Raw genomic sequence first — 21,207 nt, 5'->3', positions numbered from 1 at the left:
ATTATGAAAGATAATCATAAATCTAAAATACCATTTACTTCATACGACCTTGGTTGGGTTATTCTATGTATTGGAATGGCAATTGGTTCTGGTATAGTTCTAATGCCAATACAGATTGGCCTTAAAGGAGTGTGGGTATTTTTATTTTCTATATTACTCTCGTATCCTGCAATATATCTCTTACAAAACCTTTATCTAAGGACATTATCAGAAACAAAGGAGTGTGATAATTATACTGGAATCATAACTCAATATTTAGGAAAAAATTGGGGGATAGCTTTAGGCATTATATATTTTCTAATGTTATTAACAGGAATACTCGGTTATTCATTAGCAATAACGTATGATGGAGCATCTTATTTAAAAACATTTGGATTAACTAACAAAACACTATCAGATTCATTTTGGTTCCCATTAATAATATTATCATTATTAGTGTTCATTGCCTCCCAAGGAGAAAAAATATTATTTAAAATCTCAGGGCCAATGGTTATTATAAAATTTGGAATAATTTTGATTCTAGGTTTTTTCATGATACCACATTGGAATTTTGATAATATAAAAGCCATGCCTGATTTATTATCATTTACACGAGATGTTTTTTTAACTTTGCCTTTTACACTATATTCAATTTTATTTGTCCAAATTTTAAATCCAATGAATATAGCTTATAGGAAAGTAGAAAATAATAAAGAAATCGCAATTTACCGTGCGATAAGAACTAATAGAATTGCATATTTTGTGCTAGCGGTTGGTGTTCTTTTTTATGCGTTTTCATTCACATTTTCAATAAGCTATGAACAGGCAGTATCTGCATTTGAGCAAAATATTTCGGCACTAGCAATAGCAGCACAAGTAATACCAGGATCTACAGTCAAAGTAATGGCTACATTACTAAATATTTTTTCATTAATTACTGCATTTTTAGGTATATATTTAGGTATACACGAATCAATAAAAGGAATCATTGTAAATATAATATCTCGATTTATACCAAATAACAAAATAAGCAATAAATTATTAGATATTCTCATTGGTATTTTTGTTATCTTATCATTGTCAATATGGGTATCTACAAAATTCCCAGTTCTATTAGTATTCCAACTTGCGGGTCCACTGTATGGGATTGTAGCATGTTTAATACCAGTTTATTTAGTCTATAAAGTCGATTCATTACAGAAGTATAAAAAATACTCTTCAATATACATTGCTTTTTTTGGCTTACTTCTTTGTATATCTCCATTTTTGAAACTTTTTGAATGAAATAAGGATGTTTAAATTTCAGTAATAAAATAAAATTATAGACAACCTATTATCATTAGGTTGTCTGTAAAATGGCGACGTTATATTGGTAAACCTCTAAATGATTTAATTTCTCTAATACCAAAACTTGTATTCATTTCTTTTATATTTCCAATAGAACGAATCTTCTCCATTGATACATGATGAAAATCATCCATATCTTTGACCACTAATTGTAAAAGGTAGTCATATCTACCAGAAATATTATGGCAAGTAATAACATTATCTACTTTTAATATTTCTTTTTCAAAACGTTTCATTGACTCTTCTGAATGTAAATCTAATGTAATATTCATAAATGCATAAAAATTATATCCAATGCTTTTAGGTTCAATGACTGCTTGGTAGTGTTTAATGGCACTTTGCTCTAAAATTTTTAATCTTTTCCAACATGCGGGGGGAGATAAAAAGACTCGTTTGGCAATCTCTGCGTTATTCAAGCGGCCATCTTCTTGTAAAAGTTTAAGGATTTGTATATCAATTTTATCAAGTTTCATCTTACTGCCAACCTATAAATTTAGCTGAAATAGATTAATTATTATTAATTACAATTGAACTGTTTCATACACGAAAGGTGCTTTTTAAAAAAATCAATTATTATCAAAAGTATTAATACATGATATTTAAATAACTAAATTTTCTAAAATTATAATCTATATTTTTATCTAATAAAATAGATTTTTAACTCTTTGTTTATTAACTTTATTCTAGAGATTACTATAAGTAGTATAGTATTATCATTTAAGTACTCCCTAATGATACCCGCCTAATTCAACTAAAATAGTATCATTTAGTACTTGATCCTATCTATATGATTCAGTATCATTTGACTATACATAAGGGGAATTTTGATATCCTCACGTACAGGTCATCAGCTGTTAATGATTAAAAAAAGCCCGACATAATGGGGTCACTTCATAAGCAGGACTTTCTGGGGGAAGTAGGAAAAAGAAGGAGAGGTGTTATTTTTGTACTTTGACCGCTTCAGCCTTCATGGCTGCATCAATTTGTTCTCGCAGCTTAGTGGCGTGATGATCATCCTCTTCATCGGTTATGGTTTGGGCTGTGAACATAGCCTCACTTCCATAGCGAAGCGGTTTTCTAACCGCAACATGATGCGCCACCAGCCAATTCATGCGCCGGGCATCGTCTGCTAACGTGTAACAGCTACTTACAGGCTGAGCAAGCAATGCGGTGCGGTAGGCGTTCCAGCCTTTGCACTCAGCAATAGCTTCGATAACCTCTCTATCTTGGCTGGTAGTGTCGAGATCTGAATAATCGACAGCATCTGGCACTGCTGGCGCTGGTGGAACGGCGACATTGCATAGAGCAGCACGTAGACCGACCTTGATTTCTTCTAGTTCGTCGTTGCCGATACTGCCATCAGTCAGGGCGTGATGAAAGTCGAGCGCCATCCGTTCTGTTACTTGAACTGCCTGAGCCTCTCGGCTCGCCCGCCCTTTCCACCCTTCCCACATGGCCGCAGCCATCATAAACCAGACGTTGCCACAGCTGTCTTTTTTGTTGTCGAAGAACCAATTCACAAAGTCCATCGACATGGCGTTATCTTTGGCAAACTGCTCACGTTCGGTCATGCTATCGTTTCCTCTGACTGCCCGGCCAAAGCCAGGTGCTGTTGCAGTGCAGCCCGAACGATGTCAAACATGCTATTCAGGCGGATAAAGACTGGGTTCGGCACCGTCGGCCACGGCAGGTACCACGGTTCAGTGCTGAAGTATGGCACCTCACTGATCACTGAAGAATAGGCACAGACTGTGCTTTTGATATCGTCAGATCCGTCGATTTCCTCCCAGCACACACGGGCTTGGTCTTTGGATAACTCCCCTTCCCGGCGCAGGCGCAGCACTTCACTGAACATGAAACGCATATTCGCCTCATTGTCATTGTCGATTTCGCTGCTCACGTTACCGGCCATGCAATTGACCAGGTAATCATTGCCGCAGTCACAGAAAAACTGCTCAACGGAGCGGTCGCTCATTGCGAACCAGGAGCCTGTCCACGCCTTGCCCTCACACGTTATCGTGATTCGGCCACGCCCAGGCCCGTAGTTTTCAGTCACCACGCGGATCGGGTCAAAGTCCCGAAGCTCGCTGATCTCAAGGCTCATCACCTTGGTTTCAGTTACTTTCATCGTCATTACCTTTTGTATAAGTTGACTTTCATCAGCGCGCGGGTGGCTTAAGCCAACATCTACTGATCGGTTAGTTTTACCAGCAAATTCCACATCACAACTTCTTCATCAGTGGCCGGACAGCACCCACCGCCAGACTTCCATTGTTTGACCCAAATACCCGAACGGTCTTCAATGAAAAAATCCAGATCCTGGAGAATTGGATTTTCCGCTGGCTTCTCTTTTGCAATTGGCATGATTAACAACCCCAATAATTTTCAGAAAGATAGAACACGGTACTTTAACGCTTGAATTTTTGAGTCTAACACCGGGTTCACCTTCCGGGAATTACTGACATTGCTTTTAACTCTGCTTGATTTCAGTAGGCAGATCCGCCTCAGGTGAAGCACACATCGCCGCAGCATACTGACGGGTAGCGACATCAATGTCGTCTTCAGTCTTTTTCGCTGACTTCGGCCCGTTGTCTGGGTGGCGAAGGTGTTCACGGTAGATCGCAGGCCACTGCACTGCGAGCATCGCCCGCAGCTGTTCGTCGGTCGGTTTTTTCGGTACCAGCATAAACCCGACAGGAATATGCAGCGCTGGTGGAGCGGCAAACACCGGCACCGGGTTTGTAATGCGATCGGCACGGTCAGCCGGATAAATGAAGCCTTTGCCGTTTTCGGCATAACCCAATGGAGGCGCTTCCTTCAGTTCGGCCAGCTCTTCCAAAGCATCAGCATTATCCCGCAGCCGTTTCGTTTGCTCGGAATAGCCCATGTCTTCCCAGCGCAACGCCTCCAGACGAAATGCCGCAGCGCGCGTTTTTAACTGCTCTACTGTCATTGCCATTACGATTTCCTGTTTTGCTACGTCAATTAGAGGGTATGTGGCTTTTCAAACAGCTCACGGAACTGGTATGAACCATCGGTATGAATAGCCCGCATACGTTGGTACAGCGATTCGTTAGGGATGGAGTGCCGGCGCTCCACATACTGCGATCGGAAGAACTATACCGGTATTGATACTCCGCCACCGGCATAGGCGCTGTTGCCCTGTATAGTTCCGCCTCCACAGAGGCCTTTTCACGGCGCGCAGTGTCCAGGTCTGTCTGAAGCTGAATAACCCAGCGCGCGAGCTCACCGGTTTCATTCCGGAGGCGGCTCAGGTCTTGAATCTGGTATTTGTCAATTTTGCCCATTAGCAGGGAATCCCTTTTCAGTGAAGAAAGCCAGCCCTTCGGAGTACATCTGCTTCAGTTCAGCAGAACCCGGCTCAGCAGCGCACTCCGGCGACCATTTCGCCATGTCGGCCAGACCGACAACCAGCTTTTTAACGATCACACGCTGAATGTATTCCCGTCGCTCTTCCAACAACCAGGCAGAAGCTTCAGTCATGTAGAAATGCAGGGTCTTGGCGAAGCCCACTCGCTCTGTCGTTTCAGCCCGGCCAGCCAGATAGTCGCAGCGTGCGATCGCAATGCTCAGACCATCTTCAGTGAGTGCATAAGCACTATCCCCCTCGGAGTGGGTTACACCGGACTTCATCACGCAGTAAGCATCTTTATCGCGCAACACCCAAAATTTTCCATTCTCGTGAACGATGTCTTTTTCCTGCATGGGGTATTACTCCTGCTTTACAGCCGAATCGAAGTCAGTTGCCCGGAACGAACGGCAGGTATTGAAGATTGCCCAGCAATTGGGACAGTTAACTTTTGCGCCACGAGGTGCGGGTTTGGTTTCCATCGCCGTGTCGCTCAGGCCACCATCAAGGCCGCACAGAGTCGTATAGCCGCCACCCGTGCCCAAATCCCCCACGGGCAAGTGAACATGCTCTTCCCCGCCGTCTTCCAGCAAAGTCACAACAACCAGGCGGCTCATCGGGCATCTTCCACGACTTTGAAGTCGATCACCCAAACCATCGGATTGGCCTCCCAGCAGTCAACGCCGTGGATAACCGACCACTTACGGGCGAACACATCGGCCAGGCAGTCACCGCTGCGGGTATCCCTGATAGAACAGCCTTCCCTCAGCGCATCGGCATCACTGATGTCGCGAAGGGGCTCAATACGAACCGCCGTAATCTCCAGCGTAATTCGCGACTCAAACTGCGTCATTTGCTGCGCCGGAAACCAGCGTTTAACTTTATTGGCTGAGCCATCTTCAAGGTCTGCACGATAGACCAGTCGCACACCGCAATCGCCATAGGTTTCACGGACCCACAACCGATCGCCTACATGCCCGAAACGACAGAAAAACGTCGGCCCAAACTTGGGGGGCAAAACCTTATCCACCAGCGCGCGCTGGCGTTTGGTCAGGGATTCCGGGAAGGTATCGAGGCAGATTTCTTTGATCAGTTGGCGGGTTTGCACCTTCTGGCCGCTGTGGATTGCCCGTACCTGTTCGTCGGTGAAATTGATAGGAAACAGTTTCATGCCCTTTCCCCCTGCAAACATGCTGCTTTGGTTTCGGTATCATCCGTATGCTCATTAGGTACGAGCAAGCTGAATACCGCATGTGGACGAAGGCCAGTCTCGAAAAAGCTCAGTCGGCCGCGAATAGACACTGGCTTCAGCGTCTTGGCATCCGCCAGCGTGAAGCCTTTCGGCCCGAAGAACCACGGAGATTCGCTCTCTTCGACACAGCCTGTGATTGTGGCTACGCCGACAATCGCGCCGTAAGATAAATACTTTCTTTCAGGCAGCATCAGGGAATCGCCATATTTGGCGCGCAGGATCTCCCGCGCCTTTTCCATGTCGGCTTTGGATGCCAGTTGCGCACTGGCGTGAATGAGCACCGGTCCGCGCTGGTGGGTGTTCCAGCTGCGGTTTTCGATGTCCTTGTGGCCGTGAGTGATAAGCCATGCCCACGGCTGTCGGATAGATAATGCTTTCATGCTTTGGCATCCTTCGCTTCGGAGCGCTTAGCTGCACTCAAAATGGCTTCCACCACGGATTGTGCGATAACGGAGCTACCCAGACCGCCGACATATTTCACGATCTGTTCACGGAACGCCACAGCACCCGGAGCGCTGATCGTTTGGCTTATTTCAGCGCGCTGCGCCGCATCAATCACTTCATTAGCCCAATCGCGGTCGAACCCTGGCATTGCAGGCAAACGTGACACAACATCAGACGGCAGCGCGTCGATGTAATCGCGCATTGCAATGACAACTTCCAGCAGTTCGTTTTTCATGTCAGATCCTTATCGCGCTGATGGCGCATAAATTATTTATGGATTGTGTGGCGGTGTTGCTTGCCGTGAAACCAGTATTACCCCACCCGTTCAGCTGACGAAGTTATTGAAGGCGCCTATTTTATTGCTTACCGATCTGATTTTTGGCATGAGGCATGAGTGATGTATAGAATGGATATTTTGTGTTGGAAGGTTTGGCACTCACAACCTTCCATACACTTTAATTTGATAGTTGTCATTCGCTACAGTTGCGTTAATGAATTATAGTGAACGTCGTAACGGAATCTGTTATTACTCAGCTCAATTCATTTTTGCTAGAGGGGCTTATGGAATTAAATAAAAATGGCTATCCAACTGGCTTGCTAGTGCGGGCGGTTTGGGACTGTTGTGATGATCTTTATGAAAAACTTGGCCGCGCTCCTAGCCGTCAGGAATTTAACAATGAAATACGAAAACGTGAGCCCCATCGAACTGGTATTAGCACTCATTCTCGGCAATGGGGAGAATGGATTCGTTTTCATAACTTTTCAACTTATGTAGCAGACATTCCGGGGATTATTCCTGAAGAAATGCTTCATCCTCAATATCTTCGTGTTTGGTATGCTGTCACTCAGCTTAGTTCTGCTTCAGCAGTGGATATTGTCAAATGGATTCTTAATAGCAATGCTCCGTTAAAGGAATCTGAAGTTCGTATTCAATTAGATGCATTAACAGTTAACAGCAAGGCCAGATATAGATATCTTGGTAGCCGCAAAAATGCACGTTCTGATCAGGGCAGCCCATATGACTTATTATTCCGTACAGGAAAATTGAGAAATACAAGATATGAGCTATATGTTCAGGAGCTTCATGGAGTTTGGGATATTAGTGATGATGGCAAAACGCCAAAGCGCATTATTTCCCCTAGGCAATGTGATCGCTTAGTTGTGGAAGCTAGGGATGAATTATTTGCTGATTTATCTGAAGAAGAAGTTGATTCCCGATTAAAAGCTTTACGTGAAGTTGTTATTCGACAAGGCCAGCCAGCGTTCAGAAGAAAGCTGATTGAAGCTTATGAGGGTAAGTGCGCTGTGACAGGGTGTTCTATCCAAGTGTTATTAGAGGCTGCTCATATAATTCCCTATGAAGGCCTCTGGCACACCCAAGTCCAGCATGGATTGTTACTTAAAACAGACATTCATACTCTTTTTGACCGAGGCTTGCTTTGGATTGATTCCAAAATGTTAATTAGGTTATCTGATTTGTTAGCTGGAACAGAATATGCAGAACTTGATGGGCAAAAACTAAGATTACCAAGTGATAAACGACATTGGCCATTAGAAATTCACTTGGAAGAACATCGTCAATATTGTAATGAAGAATTAAATGAAAATTAATATCTTTTTTATTCCTTATTTACTGGAACTCCAATCAACCCCCGATGTTCTGTTATGAGGAAAGCAGAGCTATCGTACTATCTTTGGCAGCCTTATCGTGCCAAGTATGGCATATTCAAGAGGGGGAAACCTCTGAAAGGAGATATAACCAATGTTTCGTGTTGATGTAGAAAATAAGTCATTAATCAAACTAAAACCAACAAGCTTTTCGGAGCTTGGGCTAAAGGAACGCTTTGATATTCAGGAGTGGATCGAAAAAAGTCCAACTATTTTAGGCCAGGAACTCCTTGTTATTGGAAAAGAGGTCACCCTTACTTCCAACAAGCGTCTTGATTTGCTTTGCGTGAATAAATCGGCAGCACTTGTTATTGTAGAACTAAAAAGGGATGATTCAGGCTCGTCCGTTGAATGGCAGGCAATAAAATATGCATCGTATTGCTCAAGCCTTTTACCCAGTGAGATTTTTAAGCAATACGCGTCGTATTTAGGTAAATCAGAATTTGATGCAACAAAAGAAATTGAGCAATTTATCGATGCTGATATCACGTCACTTAACACTAAACAGCATATTATCTTGGCCTCAAAGGAGTTCAATTCGGAAGTCATCTCAGCAGTATTATGGTTGCGAGAATATGGTGTAGACATTCAATGCACTCGCTTGGCTCCATATGTTGATTCCAATGGGGAGCTATTTATTAAGCCTGAAACGATTATTCCGTTACCGGAGGCTAAAGATTATATTGAACGAAAAGAAGTTAAGCAAAGAGTCATTGCTTCAAGTCAAGATGATTGGACTGGTAGTTGGTTCGTGAATGTAGGTGAATGCGAATATAGAACTTGGGATGATAATAGAAAATTTGGATTCATTGGCGCAGGTCAAGGGAAAGTGTATTCATCTGCGCTTAAGCGACTTGCAGTTGGTGACAAAATTTATGCTTACATGAAGGGATGTGGTTATGTCGGTTTTGGAGAAGTAACCAAATCAGCAGTTATGATTCGCGATTTCATTACTGATTCAAATGTTCCTCTTCTCTCTGCCGGATTAAAAGCGCAATACCCAGACGAAAACGCTGACAATGAAGAGCTTTCAGAATGGGTTGTTGGTGTTCGCTGGATCAAACAACTTCCGAAAGAGCAGGCGAAAACGTTTTCAGGCGTCTTCGCGAACCAAAATGTCGTTTGTAAATTACGGCATGAGCAGACATTAAAATTTGTACAATCCCAACTTGGTCAGTAAGAACTGCTAAGTTGGGACTATAACTGCCTACTTTCACCTTTCAGTTCGCTGATCATCTGCTCAGCCAATACCGCCGCAGAGCGCGCCTGGTTAATCAGCGCCGTGCTCATGCTGTCGTCCACTAGCTGATTAGCGCGCTGGTACATGCGAGCAACAAAGCGCTCCAACCCAGCGATTTCAGCCCCAGCCAGCAAAGGTGCAACGCCTTCAGTCAGCTGGTTAAGCGCTTCGTGCATACCGTCCACAAAGCCTTCGCAGTAGTCGCCGCTTTTACCTGTGCGATCGCTCACGCAGTCCATATCATCGCCATCCAACATCCGGCGCATCGTTGCCTTCAGGTTGTTCATTGGCCGTTCCCTACATGTTCCGCCAGCACAAGGAGGCGACGACCGACGGCCTTGACAACTTCCTGGCTAGTTTCACGCGTCATTTCCTGCGCAATGTTACCGGCATGGTTTGCCGCTGCGATGGTGGCATCCTTCTTGATTTTCCGCAGGCCGCGTTCAATCGCCGGGTAGTCCGTGTTGTGGAGAGCGTCGTTTGCGATCATAGCCGCAGTACCGGCCGCGCCTTTGTCCGTCACGTCGATGTGCTCAAGAATGGCCGCATGAGCATCTTTCAGCATTTTACCTTCAGCCATCAGCTGTTCCACTTCAGACGTCGGGATGTAACCTTTCGTCGGGCTGTTTTCCAGTGCAGGCATCAGTGCATAGTCACAAACCTGAGTGATGTGACGGCCCACGCTGTCTTCCGGCCCCACTTCGCGCAGGTCGGTCTGACTGGCGCGTTGCACGACGATACCCCAAACAACCTGGTCTGTTTCTTCAGGCCAGCCGTCACAGGCCTCTCCCCGGTAGTAGTCGATATGCTCTTCAGCGGCTTTTCGGGCTTTGTCGGCGCTGTCGTGCTCATCGTAACCGCCGTCGGTACTGTAGGAGAAAAACTCCAAACCGTCGGTCACGCGCTTGAGCTCTTCCACCAGATGGATGTTCTCAGCGCGCATCTGCTCGCCTTCAGTCAATTTGCGCGCCAGATAATTCACCAGCGGCTCGTTGACCTTCATGTCGCGAGGAATGCATTTGCCGTCCAGCAGACCTTGGATCTCAATTGGTGTCATCTTTCTTCTCCTGATATACCAGTTTGCCAGTCAAAATGGCGTCGCGGATGGTGTTGAACTCCTTCGCCCAATACTGCGAATCGACGAAAATTTCCAACTTGTTGTAGTCGTGCTTTTTGCGTTGAATGAAGGCCTGCGCGGCTTCGCGCGTGAAGTGTGCGTTGACGTATTCCCACTCCCAGACGTAGCCGGTTACGGTATGCTCTGGTAACTCGCCGAGCACATCCCATTGCTGATCGACGCGAATAGCCAGAAAATCAGCTTGGTATTCGGCCTGGCATTTTTGGTTGAGCTCGTTTCGCTCGTCCGTATCCAGGTCATCCCAGTATTCTTGGGGGCTAAACCAGCGAGCATCATCTATGGCCACCAGCCGGTCTTCGATGTAGTCCATATCCAGCCCCGTGATCAGGCGTTTCTTTTGAACGACGAACAACGGGTCTGCGGTACAGTGCTCATCAACGCCTTTGCCGACGCAGTGATATTTCAGGCGGGAGACAAAATCAGCCCAGGTTTCCGCGTTTAATGGCGCACCGGTCGCGAGCGAGGGTTTCTGTTCAGTAGTCATTGTTTCGTTTTTCCATCCAAAGGGCGCTTATATTCCACAACCAGTATCGCCCCGCCCTCTCAGCCAACGAAGCTATTGCAGGTACAAAAAAAGGGGCTTTCGCCCCTGTCATTTGCAACATGACCAGAAATGTTTGGCGTGCTCTCCTGGCAATGTATATTGCTTCAGCGGCGAGACGAACTCAGTCAGCAGCGGATCCCTCATCCAGACGTTGAACAGCGTCGTTAACGTGAGCACTTCATTTTTAAAGCACTCACCTTCAGCCAGATCGCGCGCGCGGATGCGGGCTTCAGGCGACAGTGTTTGCCCCGCAATCTTCTCCAGAAAATTCACCAGTTCTAAAGGGATCCGGCCTAGCGATGATGGTGCAGGTGGCTCATTTAACAGGTGAGTGATGATTTTGAGCCAATCATCATTGTTAACGACCACCAGGGGGATATTGCCAGGACGGAAATACTCAACCGATACAGCCCCGCCGTCATAGGCCTTAACCGTTGCACAATCGGATAAGACAGCCCTGTTTTTGCCTATCACATAATACCCCTGGTGATCGCTGTGCGTGCAGGTGTGAATTATCCGCAGCCCCGCTTCCAGTATCTGTTCGCTGGTGGTTTTAGCTGGTGAGTGGCTCATTACTGCATATCCTTTTTTTCCTGCCGACGGTATAGCGCTGTAACGATGAACACAATCAGCGCGGCCATAATGAGTGGGTTTTTAAACGGTGGTTCAAAGGGACCGAAACCGATCACGATCGGCCCGCCAAGGGCACACGCCCACAGCGATAACCAATAGATGGTTTCAGGGAAGTTCTCTCGGACAGAAGGCCTGGAAAAAATGAGAACATGAGAAACCAGCGCAATCGCGACTCCCATCCACAGTGAGTTGATATCCAACGCTCCCAGAATTCCCGCGACGCCTGCACCAAACAGTGCGTATGCCAAAGCGGCATACTGAACCAGCATGGCAAGTTCCCGACGGTCGGCTTTTTGCTCTTCCGTTAATTTCATCTTTTTCTCCAGGGTTAATGAATGAGGGAAAACTTATCGCTAACCTGCGCCATGTAGCGGATCATCTCAATCCCTACCCACTCGCCGACGTAGGTGCTGACACCGTTACCGATCTGCTTATACGCGGAGGTATCGCATACCGGGAATTCAAACCAGTCTGGAACCCCTTGCAAACGTGCATATTCACGCACTGAATACGGACGCGCTCCCAGAGGGAAACGTTTATCAACGACTAATCGTGTCGATTTATCCTTTGCATAGTGAGCTACACACGTCGGCGCGATATCGTCTTTGGCCGGGTCGCTAATGATGGGTAAATCGCGATATCCGCCCTGTAGGCGTGTTTCTACCGACTTAGGGATACGAACATCCGGGTTATCCTCTAAAATCGCGCTGAGGGGGATTGGGCGCGTATTTTCCGGCGGGCGGATATCGAACGGGCGTCGTGTGCCAATGATGATCAGGCGGTGCCGACGCTGCGGTACCCACAGCTCAGATTTCACGGGGCAGAATACCTGAATGAAATAGCCCGCCAGCTTGGTCATGGCTTCCATAACGACCGGGAAAGCCTGCATGCCCGGCACGTTTTCAATGACATAGAACTCAGGCCGGGCGACAGCCAGGTGGCGCAGTGCGTGAAGGAATAGCTCATCACCCGTTCGCGTGCCGTGGATGTCGCCGATCGTCGAATACTTCGTACAGGGATAGGTAAACGACATGCCGTGGCAGCTATCCTGCTCCAGCACCATTTCCTGTGTGATATCGCAGTGTTTGATATGGTCGCCCAGGTTGTGGCGATAGGTCTTAACGGCATCTTCGTCCAGTTCGAAAGACTGGGCGATCTGAATACCGGCATTCTTCAGGCCGATATCCATCAGCCCGGCACCGCAAAAATAACTGTTCATCAGAACTGGTGACATTCGACTTTCCTCAGAGATGGTCGATGATTTCTATGGCTATGCTCAGCCATATTGCACAGAGAGAAAGTGACAACATCACGCGGTAACGTTTAGGAATGTCATTCTCGCTGTTGAATTGAAAAAGGGCCCAACCGAATATCACACTCATCAGCCCAAGAAGAAAATAACCCAGGGTAGCGTGCCCTTCTGGTGTTTTACCGATAGCCGATAAAATCTGGTTTAAATGGCCCATTAATGACAAATCGCCTTAAGGTCTAAGCAAAGTTAATCCAAAGAATTGTGGCAATTGCACCCAGCCCAGCAATTCCGCCCGCCACCATCAGACCCAATGATGGGCGAGGGATACAGCACGCTACGACGAAAAAGAGGATGAAAAAGGCCAACATAACAATGGCAAAGGGTGAAATGCCACTCGCTCCTGATACAAAGTCGTGTACAGTCATTATCGATACTCTTAGTGATTGGTTTGACGTTCAGCGGCATACAGGCGAGCCAGAATGCCATCCAGCGCGCCATCCAGCGCTTTGTAAAACGAATCTGTGCCAGCCATTTCGTCACGCATATCCAGCAGCGCTTCCAGCTCGGCATCGTCGATCGGCTGCACGGCATTGCTGGTGGCCGACACTACTTCGCCCGCATCAACAGGAACCCCGGCTTTAAACAGTACGTCGATAGCGTCCTGTCGGTACATCACCGGACGGCCGGAAGGCGGCGTCCAGTTGATAGGCTCCAGCATCACTTTCATTTCGACTTTTGCATCCACCAGCGCTTGTGTCAGCTCGGCGAGCAAGACAACGTCAGCCCCGCTTGGTGGTTGAAGCCCTAAGGCTGGAGGGATTGCGACGGTTTGATAGCTCACGGCATTCACCTTCTTACTTGGCTTCGCCAGGAGCCGAAAACAGTTCAGGCTCGCGCATCTCGATCATGACACACATCCGGGTATAACCAGAGATAGCATCGCCTTCTGGCTTTCCGTCAATCAGCGCCTTGATACAATCGGGGCGATAACCCGACCAGGACACCGCTTCGCCTGCATCAGGCTCCACCAGCACAACCGGCGCAGACTTGAAGCCCATATTGCGGAACAGCTCGCGATGAATTTCGATGCTGCCTTCTACGAACTCAACACCGTTTGCGGCCAGGCGCTCTTTGGTCATACGGCAAGGCTGGCAATTTGGGAGGCTGAAGATAATGACTTTCATGGTGACCCCTGTTATCGGTTAGTTTGTTTACCTGCAACCAGTATCCCCTCCCCCCAACGGCTGACGAAGCATTTGACATAAAAAAAGCACCTCGAAAGATGCTTTTATTTTGGTATTTTAAAACGCCAGGCCCGCATGATGTTTGGTGGAAAAATGGGGGGCGCTGCAACCGTGCTTTTACTGATAATTGGAAAGTGGTTGACCGATCATCCCAGTGACCTTCAACAGTTCTCCAGCGGTGACTGTGCGCAGCATTTCGGAGCGCCCGAACTTAACGTAATCCTCACGGGACATGGTTTTGTAATCCGGATGTGGCCTGTCGTTACAAAGCTGCCAATTCTGGTCAGCGCTATCGCGGCGAAGCACGAAGACATCGACCGACATGTGCAGGCCAGCGCCAAACATTGCCGTAGCAACAATTTTTGCCTGCGAACCATCATTGCGCTGAATAAGCTGTTCCGCTTTGGTGACCAGTTCTTGTTCTTTCATTTTTCGTTCCTCAGCTGGTGGTTGTCATAAACAGGGGGAACCCCCCTGCCCTATTGGTTATGGACGGTCTTCCAGTGCCAGGATCTGTTTATCAATCGCCTGAAGCTGTGCAGCGAAACGCTTTTCGATTTCGTTACGCAGTGCCTGATAGGCAAGTAGCTTGGTCGAATACAGCGGCAAGCCACCGTAGAATTCAGTTGGGTTACCGGCCGCGCCGTGTGAGTTAGGTTTTGACCAGGCCGGATAAATAGCAATGGTTTCACCTTTGAACGAACCGATCTTGGCAGCGTCGTAGGTAAAGCCAGTAGTTTTACCTGAAGCCGGGATAGCAATATCAGGCTGAACCTGATCAGTAACACGCAGAGCAGCAAGAAGAGTTTTCATGATGATTCCCTTATGTTGTTTGTTTTGTTTACCTGCAATCAGTATCATCCCACTCCACCCGCTGACGAATAGCTAAAACAAAAAAAGCACCAAAAAAGGTGCTTTCTATGCATAGTGGGATTTGCCTTACAACGACAGTTCGTTAATCCTGCCCTCCGGCCGTTTACCCAAGGTCGTCATCTCGCCGAATTCAAAGAGGCCGCAAATCTCTTCCCCGATCGGAGCCACCAGCACGCGCCAGCGACCTGTACCATTCTCACCCCAAAGCTTAACACCAGCAGCGTCCAGCTCTTCTTCTGTGGCGAAGAACTTTGCTCCTTCCAGTTTATCGACAGCGATCAGTAACTGGCTATCTACCGTAAAGCATATCCCGTGCTGGTTCATGAAGAACAAACGACGTTGTGCATCACGGGTAGAGATAATAGTTTCCCCGTTTGGTAGCGGGGTGGCTGAAGTGGTTTTCACACTAATCAACCGCCCTGCTTTCTCCAGTCCACCGATCAGGATACCTACGGCATTGGTCAAATCGCTGTAAGGCGGCAAACCCACCAGCTTTTGGAAAGCCATACGTTCATCGTGTGTTTTCAGCTCCGTAGTGCGAGTATGAATTTTACCATCGTCGTGATCGGCTGCGCCCTGCTCTGCCAGAATTTTTTGCAGCATCAGGTTGCCTGCTGTCCCAGGGTCATTCCACAGTTTCTCGCCCTTCAGTAGGTTTTCGGCAAACAGGCTGCTTGTGGAAAAAGGTGCGGGCACTTTGCCTACAAACTGAAATACCACAGTGATGACACTTTCATACTTTTCCATTACACACCTATTCATTCGTTTTGTTTACCGAATGATACCACTATCTGATCACACGGCGAAACGGCGGAAGCGAGTCGAGAATGTTCTGGCCGTACCGTGTGTTCTTGATGCGAGAGTCCAGTATCGTCACTGCACCTGTATCGGTCTCGGTTCGGATGAGTCGCCCCACAGCCTGGATAAGTTTGATACACGCCTGAGGAACGGTTATTTCTTCAAAGGTGTTACGCCCCGCCTTCTCCATCCACTCAGTCATCGTCTGACTAACCGGATCGCTCGGTACGCTAAATGGCAGCTTGGCAATAATCACGTTATCGCAGTAATCCCCAGGCAGGTCCACGCCTTCACTGAAAGAGGCCATGCCGAAGATAATGCTTGGCTCGCCACGATCAATACGCAGCTTATGACGGGAAACGATTTCCGTTTTCGGCATCGTGGTCTGCATGAGGATGTGCTCTTTGATGTCCTCCGGCATACCCTCACACACCTCTGTCATTTGCTTGCGGGATGAAAACAGCACCAGACATCCTTTACGCCGTAACATCAGCTTAGGCATCAACTCGATCAGCTCATCGGTATGCGCCTCGGCATTCTTTGGGGTACTGCGCATCCTGGGTACGAACAGAACACCGTTGTTCTCGTAGTCGAACGGGCTTCTCGCCAGCAACGTTGGCGTGTCCATTTTCAAACCCGCTTCATTCAGGTAGGCATTGAAGTTGCCCATTGTCCGCAAAGTCGCTGAAGTAATGATCACCCCATAGGCTTCGTTCCACAGCTCTCTATCCAATTGCTCACCAGCATGCACTGGGCTGCTATGAATAATGACCTCGGATTTATTGTCACGCTTGATGTTTACCCAGCGCGCTACCGGTACTGCAAACTCACCTTTCTTCGCCGGGGCAGCAAAACGACTCATCGCTTCAAGCAAGTTTTCTACACGGTTCTTTAAATCACCGATAGCCATTTTGTGGCGGGCATTATCCTCAGCGACAATTTTATCGCCTGCCTCATCAATGATGATTATCATTTTCTCAACCAAACTCTGCATTTGGTTTGCCAGGTACAGCCCGTTTTTAAACAGTGCGCGCACATCATTGGGTACGTCACCTTCAGGGAACCGATAGACGTCAATGTTACCGTGGTCGTTCCGGAAGTTGAGTGAAGATAAAAGAGTTCCGCGAACTGTCATCATCTCGGCAGCCGTGTCCGATGCCAGCGCCACCAGCTTGTAAACGTGGTCATTCATCTTCTCACCGTAAGGGGTCTGCATGTCCATCACCATGTCACTGACGTCACCCAACCAGCGCGCCGTGTTATCCAACGAGGCATTTGCGGCAAAGTGCTCAATGGCCTTACTTGTAAGGTGATGGCCTTCGTCGAAAACGTAGATGGTTTCTTTCGGCGGTGGCAGGATGACACCACCACCCAAAGACAGATCGCTCAAAACGATATCGTGGTTAGCTATCACCACATCGACTTCTTCCAGTCGGCTACGCGCGGCAAAGAAGGGGCAGTTTTTGTAATGCGGGCATTTAATCTTAGGGCACTGGCTGGCGACCGCATTAACTTTGTTCCAGGATTTGTCGGCAAGCTCCAGCGGATATGTATCACGCTCACCATTCCAGTCACCACTTGCGAATTCGTTACCCAGACTCGTCATGTCGTCGCGAACGTAACCATACGCATTATGCTCGGCATCGACGTGCGCATCGTAGCGCAGTCGGCAGAAGTAACGGCCACGACCTTTCGCCATAGCGTATGAAAATTTAAGACCGCCCTGGCTTTGGATTTCCGGCAGGTCTTTAACGACAACTTGCTCCTGAAGCGCCACGGTTGCTGTAGACAGAACGAGAGTCTTTCCCTTTTCCATCGCCAACGGGATCAGCGGCAGGCAGTACCCCAGCGTTTTACCGGTGCCGGTACCGGCTTCAACTACACCGACAATAGGCTTGTCGTTATCTTCGGGAATGTTGGTAATGATGGATGAGCAAAAGCGGATCATGTCTTGTTGACCAGCACGCGGCTTCAGTCCCTTGGATTCCAGGAAGTTGCTGTATGCTTTTGCCGTTTGTTCTTCGGCGGTCAATTTGGTTTTGCTGCTCATCGTTCTATCCCATAGATTTATTATTTACTGATTTAATTTTATCGCACCACCAGCGCTGACAAAGTGACATCCAAAATTAAACCGCCACAAAGGCGGTTTAGTTCACTTACTCCACAAACCAGAGCGAGGCAAGATAGGCGCACCCGGCAATCTTTTGTTCGTGCTTCGGGTCGAAGCTTTTCAGGATAACCACGATATGCGCCAGCGCCCATTTCAGTTCGACACCTTCCTTGGCTGCTGGTGGGCATTCAAGCCCGTGGTAAAACCAACGCTCAATGAATGCAATCCAGGGGTTCTTTCCCTGTTTGAATTCGTCAGGGATGAGATCCCATTTTGGCAGAAACTTTTCAATGTCCGGAGGCCCAAATGCCAGAATGACCTGTGTGATGTTCTCGTTCGGCGTCCACGTCTTCATGATTTTCCTTTCCAGCGTCAGGATTTGGTTTTCAGTGATTCGGCAATTTTGGTGAGCACCGCACGCAGCTGAGTTTCATCGGCGATGATAGCCGGGATGGCGTTCAGGCATTCCTGGGGCAGGTAGATATTACCGAAGAATACCAGCTGATCTTGAGTTGGTTGGAAGCTGCAAATCCACTCCCAATCGTTATTGGTTTCCCAAATACACAGCAACTCGGTACCGTCGTTATTTTCGGTCGTCAGTTCCAAACCGCGACGCTCGGCAAAGCTATGGGTTGTCTTTGAGATCTGCATTTTTAATCCACGAGTAAGGGCGGTATTGAGTTCTATTATCCAGCAGTTCTACAGTTGACGAAGGGGGATGGAGGTGTTTTTTGTTTTGGCGAACAAGGGGGTGGTTTTTATTGGTTTTTCTTCTGCTTTAGTTGATATTCTATCGTAACACGCTGTTTATTAAGCGATTTTAAACTTTGGTTTTTTTGGCGAAAAAAATGGTTTTTGCTACAGGAAATGAGGGGAGGGGAGGGCTGTAAAGAAAAAGCCACCGGGGTAGGTGGCTTAGAAAAGAACTTACTCACTGTCTTCCTGAAGACTTTTTGTTAGCTTCAGACGTATCAGACGCTCTATGTCTTCGACGACTTTTTGATTGAGCCTGTTAAACTCAAAGCGGACTTTCCGGCCGTTACCACTGTAACTGATTCGTGCATACTGATCCTTGTTCTCGAATGCGACAATATCAGATGTTTTCCATGCAGCGGCGGGCTTCGCTTTATCAGCCATGATTTCCAACATAGTGGCTACTTCTTCCAGGATATCTTTCTGCGTCTCCTGAATATTCTCAACAGGCTTGTCCTTACGGTTGTCTTGGACTTCCTGGCACAGCTCACCAATGTCGATCATTTCCTTCTTCGCCGAACCCTGCACCTTCGCTAAACGGCTATAGAAAGTATTCGGGATACCTTCGCAATCTGGGAACAGAGCGATCAGGCGAGGGTCGATTTGGGCAGCTTGAATCCGCTTACGGACAGACTCGGTACTAATGCCGATATGCTGCGCAAGTTCCTCATTGGTCGTGAAACCATTCTCTTCCATCAGTTTCAAATACTGCATACCAACTTCGCGATACGAGAATTTGCGAGAGCTTTGTGCGGCGCTGATGATAGAGAAGATATCTTCGTTTGAGATATCGTTTGGTAATACCCACAGCGGTAAATCAGCTGATAGCTTTTCACAGCAGTAGCGGCGTCGGCTACCTTCAATGAGTTGATAGATTCCATCTACGCGGACAGCGATACCTTCGGTATCCACCCCTCTTTCCCTGATCTGCTCAAGGATGTCACGCATGGAGTTCTCGTCGAGCGCTTCCTGGTTGCGTGGGTTGAGGGCGTGAACCACTGTTTGCTCAGATACTTTACTGCCAGGAACGACAACATGCTCGGCATCGACTTTACGGCCATCTTTTAAGGTGAATGTTCTCTTAGGTGCGCCTGCACCCCGCAGTGGTGGTAATCCGCTTTTTTGCTCAAAGCCGGTTCGCTTGCCTGCACCCAGATACATATCCTTGCTTGTGCCTCTTTCTACGTCGGTCATTTTTATTTCTCACTTTTCGCCGAAAAACTTTTGATTTCATTAATAAATTGCTGATACACAGAAGTGACTGACATTTCTGCCATGTCAAATTGTTTTGCAGGGCACAGGTCTTCTGACTTCTTGATATCCAAGACGGTGCGGCCTCGTTCGGCCGCAGCAACAAACGCTTCAGAGTGTTTGATGTTCGTAGTCATAAACTTGTCCTGCACAGTTCGCACCAGCTTATTCAGAGTGCGAACTTCGTGCTGGCTTTTATCATCGACATTAACAGCCAGCACCTTCATCCATTTGATGTTTTCACCCCTGGATGGAAGTTGTTGCAGACGAGCGCCGATCGTCAACATGTAGTTCGTCGTGGATGCAAAGTCATATTCACGCGGAGTGATAGGAACGAGAAGGGCGTCGGCGGCTTCGTTCGTAGACCAGATAATTGGTGAGTCCTGCGGTGGGGTGTCGATGAAGATTAGGTCGTAATGCTGTTTCAGCACAGGGATAACAACATCTCTAAAGCGCGTTAAAAGCGTATTGCGCTCTTCCTTGTTCAACCGCCAATAGGTATCAGTAAAACGGTCATCAGTAGGGAAGGCCGTGATGACGTCCATATTTGGCAGGTGAGTGCTAAACGGAATGTTGGCAATGATGTCCGCTTCTGAGTAACCGGCGTTGATGTACTGTGAGAAATCACCCTCAGGCTCGTATTCGGCTAACAGCACATCAGTGATAGTCAGATAGATATCATCTTCGCTGGTGGAGCGGATCAGGTTGTTACCGATAGACCCTTGGGGGTCAAGGTCAATGATGCAGCAACGCGCGTTCAGATTTAAATCCAAAGCTGACGCCAAGGCGATCGTCGCGGTCGTGGTACTTTTGCCTGTACCACCTTTGTGGTTTTCAACGACGATAACCCGAGACTCATACATGTCGGAGTAACGGGGCGCGCCCAACTCATTCATGATGGCCTGCACGTCAAATCGTGTGTAAAGGTGGTTTTTGTTTTGGAAGATAGGCTCACCAATAATTTTCTGATCTTGTAACTCGGTCAGAATTTTAGTGAACGTATTACGTGACTTGCCGAAGAAATCAGCGAGCATCGTTTTGTTCAGGCAATGGTTATAAATGAGTCTATCTAAGCCATCTACCTGCTCATCAGTGACCTTGATGGTATTGGCTTCGGTGATGGATTCTTTCAGAGAAATTTGCTCGGCTTTCATTCGCTGGCCGATGACCAGGATTTGATCAAGAATTGACATAAATAGCCCTCTAATTGTTTTTCATTATTATTAATGCAAATTGAGCGCAAGACAAGGTAAAAGTGCATTGTAATGCACAATTATTAAATATTCGCATCGTGAATGTCAGGGTGGGGGT

31 protein-coding genes are annotated in these 21,207 nt (G+C 47.4%); 3 read left to right on the top strand and 28 right to left on the bottom strand.

Features of this window, described 5'->3' with window-relative positions; all coding sequences use genetic code 11:
* Positions 1–3: 3 nt before the first annotated feature.
* A complete protein-coding gene (locus M1F05_RS22550; protein WP_263057244.1) occupies positions 4–1,263 on the top strand; it encodes an amino acid permease in 1,260 nt (419 codons plus the stop codon).
* Positions 1,264–1,343: 80 nt separating this feature from the next.
* Here M1F05_RS22550 and M1F05_RS22545 read toward each other — a convergent pair whose 3' ends face one another.
* The 10 genes from M1F05_RS22545 to M1F05_RS22500 all read right to left on the bottom strand — a co-directional run bounded on the left by M1F05_RS22545 (position 1,344) and on the right by M1F05_RS22500 (position 6,627).
* Positions 1,344–1,799 carry an Lrp/AsnC family transcriptional regulator gene (locus M1F05_RS22545; protein WP_237072372.1) on the bottom strand — a complete coding sequence of 152 codons (456 nt, stop codon included), beginning with the start codon at positions 1,797–1,799 and terminating at the stop codon, positions 1,344–1,346.
* A 465-nt stretch (positions 1,800–2,264) separates the two neighbouring features.
* A complete protein-coding gene (locus M1F05_RS22540; protein ID WP_052219367.1) occupies positions 2,265–2,897 on the bottom strand; it encodes a hypothetical protein in 633 nt (210 codons plus the stop codon).
* A complete protein-coding gene (locus M1F05_RS22535) occupies positions 2,894–3,454 on the bottom strand; it encodes a hypothetical protein (protein ID WP_052219368.1) in 561 nt (186 codons plus the stop codon). The genes M1F05_RS22540 and M1F05_RS22535 overlap by 4 nt, the downstream gene beginning before the upstream one ends.
* 59 nt (positions 3,455–3,513) lie before the next feature.
* Positions 3,514–3,690 (bottom strand): hypothetical protein, encoded by a 177-nt coding sequence (locus M1F05_RS22530; RefSeq protein ID WP_162762197.1) that lies wholly within the window; start codon positions 3,688–3,690, stop codon positions 3,514–3,516.
* Between the two features lie 106 nt (positions 3,691–3,796).
* Positions 3,797–4,285, bottom strand: a complete 489-nt coding sequence (locus M1F05_RS22525) for a hypothetical protein (protein ID WP_042847123.1) — start codon at positions 4,283–4,285, stop codon at positions 3,797–3,799.
* A 335-nt stretch (positions 4,286–4,620) separates the two neighbouring features.
* A complete protein-coding gene (locus M1F05_RS22520) occupies positions 4,621–5,052 on the bottom strand; it encodes a hypothetical protein (protein WP_042847127.1) in 432 nt (143 codons plus the stop codon).
* Between the two features lie 6 nt (positions 5,053–5,058).
* The gene (locus tag M1F05_RS22515; protein ID WP_042847130.1) at positions 5,059–5,313 is read right to left on the bottom strand and encodes a hypothetical protein; all 255 of its coding nucleotides are present in this window, start codon (positions 5,311–5,313) and stop codon (positions 5,059–5,061) included.
* Positions 5,310–5,867 (bottom strand): hypothetical protein, encoded by a 558-nt coding sequence (locus M1F05_RS22510; RefSeq protein WP_042847132.1) that lies wholly within the window; start codon positions 5,865–5,867, stop codon positions 5,310–5,312. The genes M1F05_RS22515 and M1F05_RS22510 overlap by 4 nt, the downstream gene beginning before the upstream one ends.
* Positions 5,864–6,328 carry an ASCH domain-containing protein gene (locus M1F05_RS22505; protein ID WP_052219369.1) on the bottom strand — a complete coding sequence of 155 codons (465 nt, stop codon included), beginning with the start codon at positions 6,326–6,328 and terminating at the stop codon, positions 5,864–5,866. The genes M1F05_RS22510 and M1F05_RS22505 overlap by 4 nt, the downstream gene beginning before the upstream one ends.
* Positions 6,325–6,627 carry a hypothetical protein gene (locus M1F05_RS22500; RefSeq protein ID WP_042847133.1) on the bottom strand — a complete coding sequence of 101 codons (303 nt, stop codon included), beginning with the start codon at positions 6,625–6,627 and terminating at the stop codon, positions 6,325–6,327. The genes M1F05_RS22505 and M1F05_RS22500 overlap by 4 nt, the downstream gene beginning before the upstream one ends.
* Positions 6,628–6,953: 326 nt before the next feature.
* Between M1F05_RS22500 and M1F05_RS22495 the strand changes: the two genes are divergently transcribed.
* Together M1F05_RS22495 and M1F05_RS22490 are read left to right on the top strand one after the other, a co-directional pair.
* The gene (locus tag M1F05_RS22495) at positions 6,954–8,003 is read left to right on the top strand and encodes an HNH endonuclease (protein ID WP_052219370.1); all 1,050 of its coding nucleotides are present in this window, start codon (positions 6,954–6,956) and stop codon (positions 8,001–8,003) included.
* 151 nt (positions 8,004–8,154) lie between these two features.
* Positions 8,155–9,240: a hypothetical protein gene (locus M1F05_RS22490; RefSeq protein WP_042847135.1), complete on the top strand. Its 1,086-nt coding sequence runs from the start codon at positions 8,155–8,157 to the stop codon at positions 9,238–9,240.
* Between the two features lie 17 nt (positions 9,241–9,257).
* Here M1F05_RS22490 and M1F05_RS22485 read toward each other — a convergent pair whose 3' ends face one another.
* The 18 genes from M1F05_RS22485 to M1F05_RS22400 all read right to left on the bottom strand — a co-directional run bounded on the left by M1F05_RS22485 (position 9,258) and on the right by M1F05_RS22400 (position 21,089).
* Positions 9,258–9,566, bottom strand: coding sequence for a hypothetical protein (locus M1F05_RS22485; protein WP_206086753.1), 309 nt, complete (start codon positions 9,564–9,566; stop codon positions 9,258–9,260).
* 17 nt (positions 9,567–9,583) lie between these two features.
* Positions 9,584–10,357 carry a hypothetical protein gene (locus M1F05_RS22480; RefSeq protein WP_213914251.1) on the bottom strand — a complete coding sequence of 258 codons (774 nt, stop codon included), beginning with the start codon at positions 10,355–10,357 and terminating at the stop codon, positions 9,584–9,586.
* Positions 10,344–10,922, bottom strand: a complete 579-nt coding sequence (locus M1F05_RS22475; protein WP_237072369.1) for a hypothetical protein — start codon at positions 10,920–10,922, stop codon at positions 10,344–10,346. The genes M1F05_RS22480 and M1F05_RS22475 overlap by 14 nt, the downstream gene beginning before the upstream one ends.
* A 108-nt stretch (positions 10,923–11,030) precedes the next feature.
* Positions 11,031–11,555, bottom strand: a complete 525-nt coding sequence (locus tag M1F05_RS22470; protein ID WP_042847142.1) for a hypothetical protein — start codon at positions 11,553–11,555, stop codon at positions 11,031–11,033.
* Positions 11,555–11,929, bottom strand: coding sequence for a hypothetical protein (locus M1F05_RS22465; RefSeq protein WP_042847144.1), 375 nt, complete (start codon positions 11,927–11,929; stop codon positions 11,555–11,557). Before M1F05_RS22465 ends, M1F05_RS22470 begins: the two co-directional genes overlap by 1 nt.
* A gap of 14 nt (positions 11,930–11,943) precedes the next feature.
* On the bottom strand, positions 11,944–12,849 hold the full coding sequence (locus tag M1F05_RS22460) for a DNA cytosine methyltransferase (RefSeq protein WP_080750912.1): 906 nt from the start codon (positions 12,847–12,849) through the stop codon (positions 11,944–11,946).
* A gap of 10 nt (positions 12,850–12,859) precedes the next feature.
* Positions 12,860–13,081 (bottom strand): hypothetical protein, encoded by a 222-nt coding sequence (locus tag M1F05_RS22455; RefSeq protein WP_042847145.1) that lies wholly within the window; start codon positions 13,079–13,081, stop codon positions 12,860–12,862.
* Positions 13,082–13,103: 22 nt separating this feature from the next.
* Entirely contained in the window at positions 13,104–13,292 is a 189-nt protein-coding gene (locus tag M1F05_RS22450) for a hypothetical protein (RefSeq protein WP_042847147.1), read from the bottom strand.
* An 11-nt stretch (positions 13,293–13,303) separates the two neighbouring features.
* Positions 13,304–13,708 carry a hypothetical protein gene (locus M1F05_RS22445; protein WP_042847149.1) on the bottom strand — a complete coding sequence of 135 codons (405 nt, stop codon included), beginning with the start codon at positions 13,706–13,708 and terminating at the stop codon, positions 13,304–13,306.
* 13 nt (positions 13,709–13,721) lie between these two features.
* Entirely contained in the window at positions 13,722–14,051 is a 330-nt protein-coding gene (locus tag M1F05_RS22440) for a glutaredoxin domain-containing protein (RefSeq protein WP_052219372.1), read from the bottom strand.
* Between the two features lie 177 nt (positions 14,052–14,228).
* Positions 14,229–14,540 carry a hypothetical protein gene (locus tag M1F05_RS22435; protein ID WP_042847150.1) on the bottom strand — a complete coding sequence of 104 codons (312 nt, stop codon included), beginning with the start codon at positions 14,538–14,540 and terminating at the stop codon, positions 14,229–14,231.
* A gap of 57 nt (positions 14,541–14,597) precedes the next feature.
* Positions 14,598–14,972, bottom strand: coding sequence for a hypothetical protein (locus M1F05_RS22430; RefSeq protein ID WP_042847151.1), 375 nt, complete (start codon positions 14,970–14,972; stop codon positions 14,598–14,600).
* 78 nt (positions 14,973–15,050) lie between these two features.
* Positions 15,051–15,731 carry a hypothetical protein gene (locus M1F05_RS22425; RefSeq protein WP_052219373.1) on the bottom strand — a complete coding sequence of 227 codons (681 nt, stop codon included), beginning with the start codon at positions 15,729–15,731 and terminating at the stop codon, positions 15,051–15,053.
* Between the two features lie 40 nt (positions 15,732–15,771).
* On the bottom strand, positions 15,772–17,832 hold the full coding sequence (gene dinG, locus M1F05_RS22420) for an ATP-dependent DNA helicase DinG (RefSeq protein ID WP_072035186.1): 2,061 nt from the start codon (positions 17,830–17,832) through the stop codon (positions 15,772–15,774).
* A 106-nt stretch (positions 17,833–17,938) separates the two neighbouring features.
* On the bottom strand, positions 17,939–18,247 hold the full coding sequence (locus M1F05_RS22415; RefSeq protein ID WP_042847153.1) for a hypothetical protein: 309 nt from the start codon (positions 18,245–18,247) through the stop codon (positions 17,939–17,941).
* A 17-nt stretch (positions 18,248–18,264) separates the two neighbouring features.
* Positions 18,265–18,543 (bottom strand): hypothetical protein, encoded by a 279-nt coding sequence (locus tag M1F05_RS22410; protein WP_166268101.1) that lies wholly within the window; start codon positions 18,541–18,543, stop codon positions 18,265–18,267.
* A 276-nt stretch (positions 18,544–18,819) separates the two neighbouring features.
* Positions 18,820–19,839, bottom strand: coding sequence for a ParB family protein (locus M1F05_RS22405; protein ID WP_042847158.1), 1,020 nt, complete (start codon positions 19,837–19,839; stop codon positions 18,820–18,822).
* Between the two features lie 2 nt (positions 19,840–19,841).
* Positions 19,842–21,089 carry a ParA family protein gene (locus M1F05_RS22400; RefSeq protein WP_042847160.1) on the bottom strand — a complete coding sequence of 416 codons (1,248 nt, stop codon included), beginning with the start codon at positions 21,087–21,089 and terminating at the stop codon, positions 19,842–19,844.
* Positions 21,090–21,207: the final 118 nt, after the last annotated feature.

The sequence above is a fragment of the Providencia sp. PROV252 genome, assembly GCF_033676005.1.
Lineage (GTDB): Bacteria > Pseudomonadota > Gammaproteobacteria > Enterobacterales > Enterobacteriaceae > Providencia > Providencia vermicola.
The sequence above is the reverse complement of the archived record's forward strand: the minus strand, read 5'-3'. Positions and strand labels throughout refer to the sequence as shown.

Bases quoted from the DNA above. Each gene is read 5' to 3' on its own strand.
- M1F05_RS22450 (WP_042847147.1), bottom strand. From the start codon at position 13,292: ATGACTGTACACGACTTTGTATCAGGAGCGAGTGGCATTTCACCCTTT.
- M1F05_RS22440 (WP_052219372.1), bottom strand. From the start codon at position 14,051: ATGAAAGTCATTATCTTCAGCCTCCCAAATTGCCAGCCTTGCCGTATG.
- M1F05_RS22520 (WP_042847127.1), bottom strand. From the start codon at position 5,052: ATGCAGGAAAAAGACATCGTTCACGAGAATGGAAAATTTTGGGTGTTG.
- M1F05_RS22415 (WP_042847153.1), bottom strand. From the start codon at position 18,247: ATGAAGACGTGGACGCCGAACGAGAACATCACACAGGTCATTCTGGCA.
- M1F05_RS22490 (WP_042847135.1), top strand. From the start codon at position 8,155: ATGTTTCGTGTTGATGTAGAAAATAAGTCATTAATCAAACTAAAACCA.
- M1F05_RS22505 (WP_052219369.1), bottom strand. From the start codon at position 6,328: ATGAAAGCATTATCTATCCGACAGCCGTGGGCATGGCTTATCACTCAC.
- M1F05_RS22455 (WP_042847145.1), bottom strand. From the start codon at position 13,081: ATGGGCCATTTAAACCAGATTTTATCGGCTATCGGTAAAACACCAGAA.
- M1F05_RS22430 (WP_042847151.1), bottom strand. From the start codon at position 14,972: ATGATACTGATTGCAGGTAAACAAAACAAACAACATAAGGGAATCATC.
- M1F05_RS22475 (WP_237072369.1), bottom strand. From the start codon at position 10,922: ATGACTACTGAACAGAAACCCTCGCTCGCGACCGGTGCGCCATTAAAC.
- M1F05_RS22495 (WP_052219370.1), top strand. From the start codon at position 6,954: ATGGAATTAAATAAAAATGGCTATCCAACTGGCTTGCTAGTGCGGGCG.
- M1F05_RS22460 (WP_080750912.1), bottom strand. From the start codon at position 12,849: ATGTCACCAGTTCTGATGAACAGTTATTTTTGCGGTGCCGGGCTGATG.
- M1F05_RS22465 (WP_042847144.1), bottom strand. From the start codon at position 11,929: ATGAAATTAACGGAAGAGCAAAAAGCCGACCGTCGGGAACTTGCCATG.
- M1F05_RS22480 (WP_213914251.1), bottom strand. From the start codon at position 10,357: ATGACACCAATTGAGATCCAAGGTCTGCTGGACGGCAAATGCATTCCT.
- M1F05_RS22535 (WP_052219368.1), bottom strand. From the start codon at position 3,454: ATGAAAGTAACTGAAACCAAGGTGATGAGCCTTGAGATCAGCGAGCTT.
- M1F05_RS22500 (WP_042847133.1), bottom strand. From the start codon at position 6,627: ATGAAAAACGAACTGCTGGAAGTTGTCATTGCAATGCGCGATTACATC.
- dinG (WP_072035186.1), bottom strand. From the start codon at position 17,832: ATGAGCAGCAAAACCAAATTGACCGCCGAAGAACAAACGGCAAAAGCA.
- M1F05_RS22540 (WP_052219367.1), bottom strand. From the start codon at position 2,897: ATGACCGAACGTGAGCAGTTTGCCAAAGATAACGCCATGTCGATGGAC.
- M1F05_RS22530 (WP_162762197.1), bottom strand. From the start codon at position 3,690: ATGCCAATTGCAAAAGAGAAGCCAGCGGAAAATCCAATTCTCCAGGAT.
- M1F05_RS22425 (WP_052219373.1), bottom strand. From the start codon at position 15,731: ATGGAAAAGTATGAAAGTGTCATCACTGTGGTATTTCAGTTTGTAGGC.
- M1F05_RS22525 (WP_042847123.1), bottom strand. From the start codon at position 4,285: ATGGCAATGACAGTAGAGCAGTTAAAAACGCGCGCTGCGGCATTTCGT.
- M1F05_RS22405 (WP_042847158.1), bottom strand. From the start codon at position 19,839: ATGACCGACGTAGAAAGAGGCACAAGCAAGGATATGTATCTGGGTGCA.
- M1F05_RS22410 (WP_166268101.1), bottom strand. From the start codon at position 18,543: ATGCAGATCTCAAAGACAACCCATAGCTTTGCCGAGCGTCGCGGTTTG.
- M1F05_RS22435 (WP_042847150.1), bottom strand. From the start codon at position 14,540: ATGAAAGAACAAGAACTGGTCACCAAAGCGGAACAGCTTATTCAGCGC.
- M1F05_RS22470 (WP_042847142.1), bottom strand. From the start codon at position 11,555: ATGAGCCACTCACCAGCTAAAACCACCAGCGAACAGATACTGGAAGCG.
- M1F05_RS22515 (WP_042847130.1), bottom strand. From the start codon at position 5,313: ATGAGCCGCCTGGTTGTTGTGACTTTGCTGGAAGACGGCGGGGAAGAG.
- M1F05_RS22400 (WP_042847160.1), bottom strand. From the start codon at position 21,089: ATGTCAATTCTTGATCAAATCCTGGTCATCGGCCAGCGAATGAAAGCC.
- M1F05_RS22485 (WP_206086753.1), bottom strand. From the start codon at position 9,566: ATGCGCCGGATGTTGGATGGCGATGATATGGACTGCGTGAGCGATCGC.
- M1F05_RS22545 (WP_237072372.1), bottom strand. From the start codon at position 1,799: ATGAAACTTGATAAAATTGATATACAAATCCTTAAACTTTTACAAGAA.
- M1F05_RS22550 (WP_263057244.1), top strand. From the start codon at position 4: ATGAAAGATAATCATAAATCTAAAATACCATTTACTTCATACGACCTT.
- M1F05_RS22510 (WP_042847132.1), bottom strand. From the start codon at position 5,867: ATGAAACTGTTTCCTATCAATTTCACCGACGAACAGGTACGGGCAATC.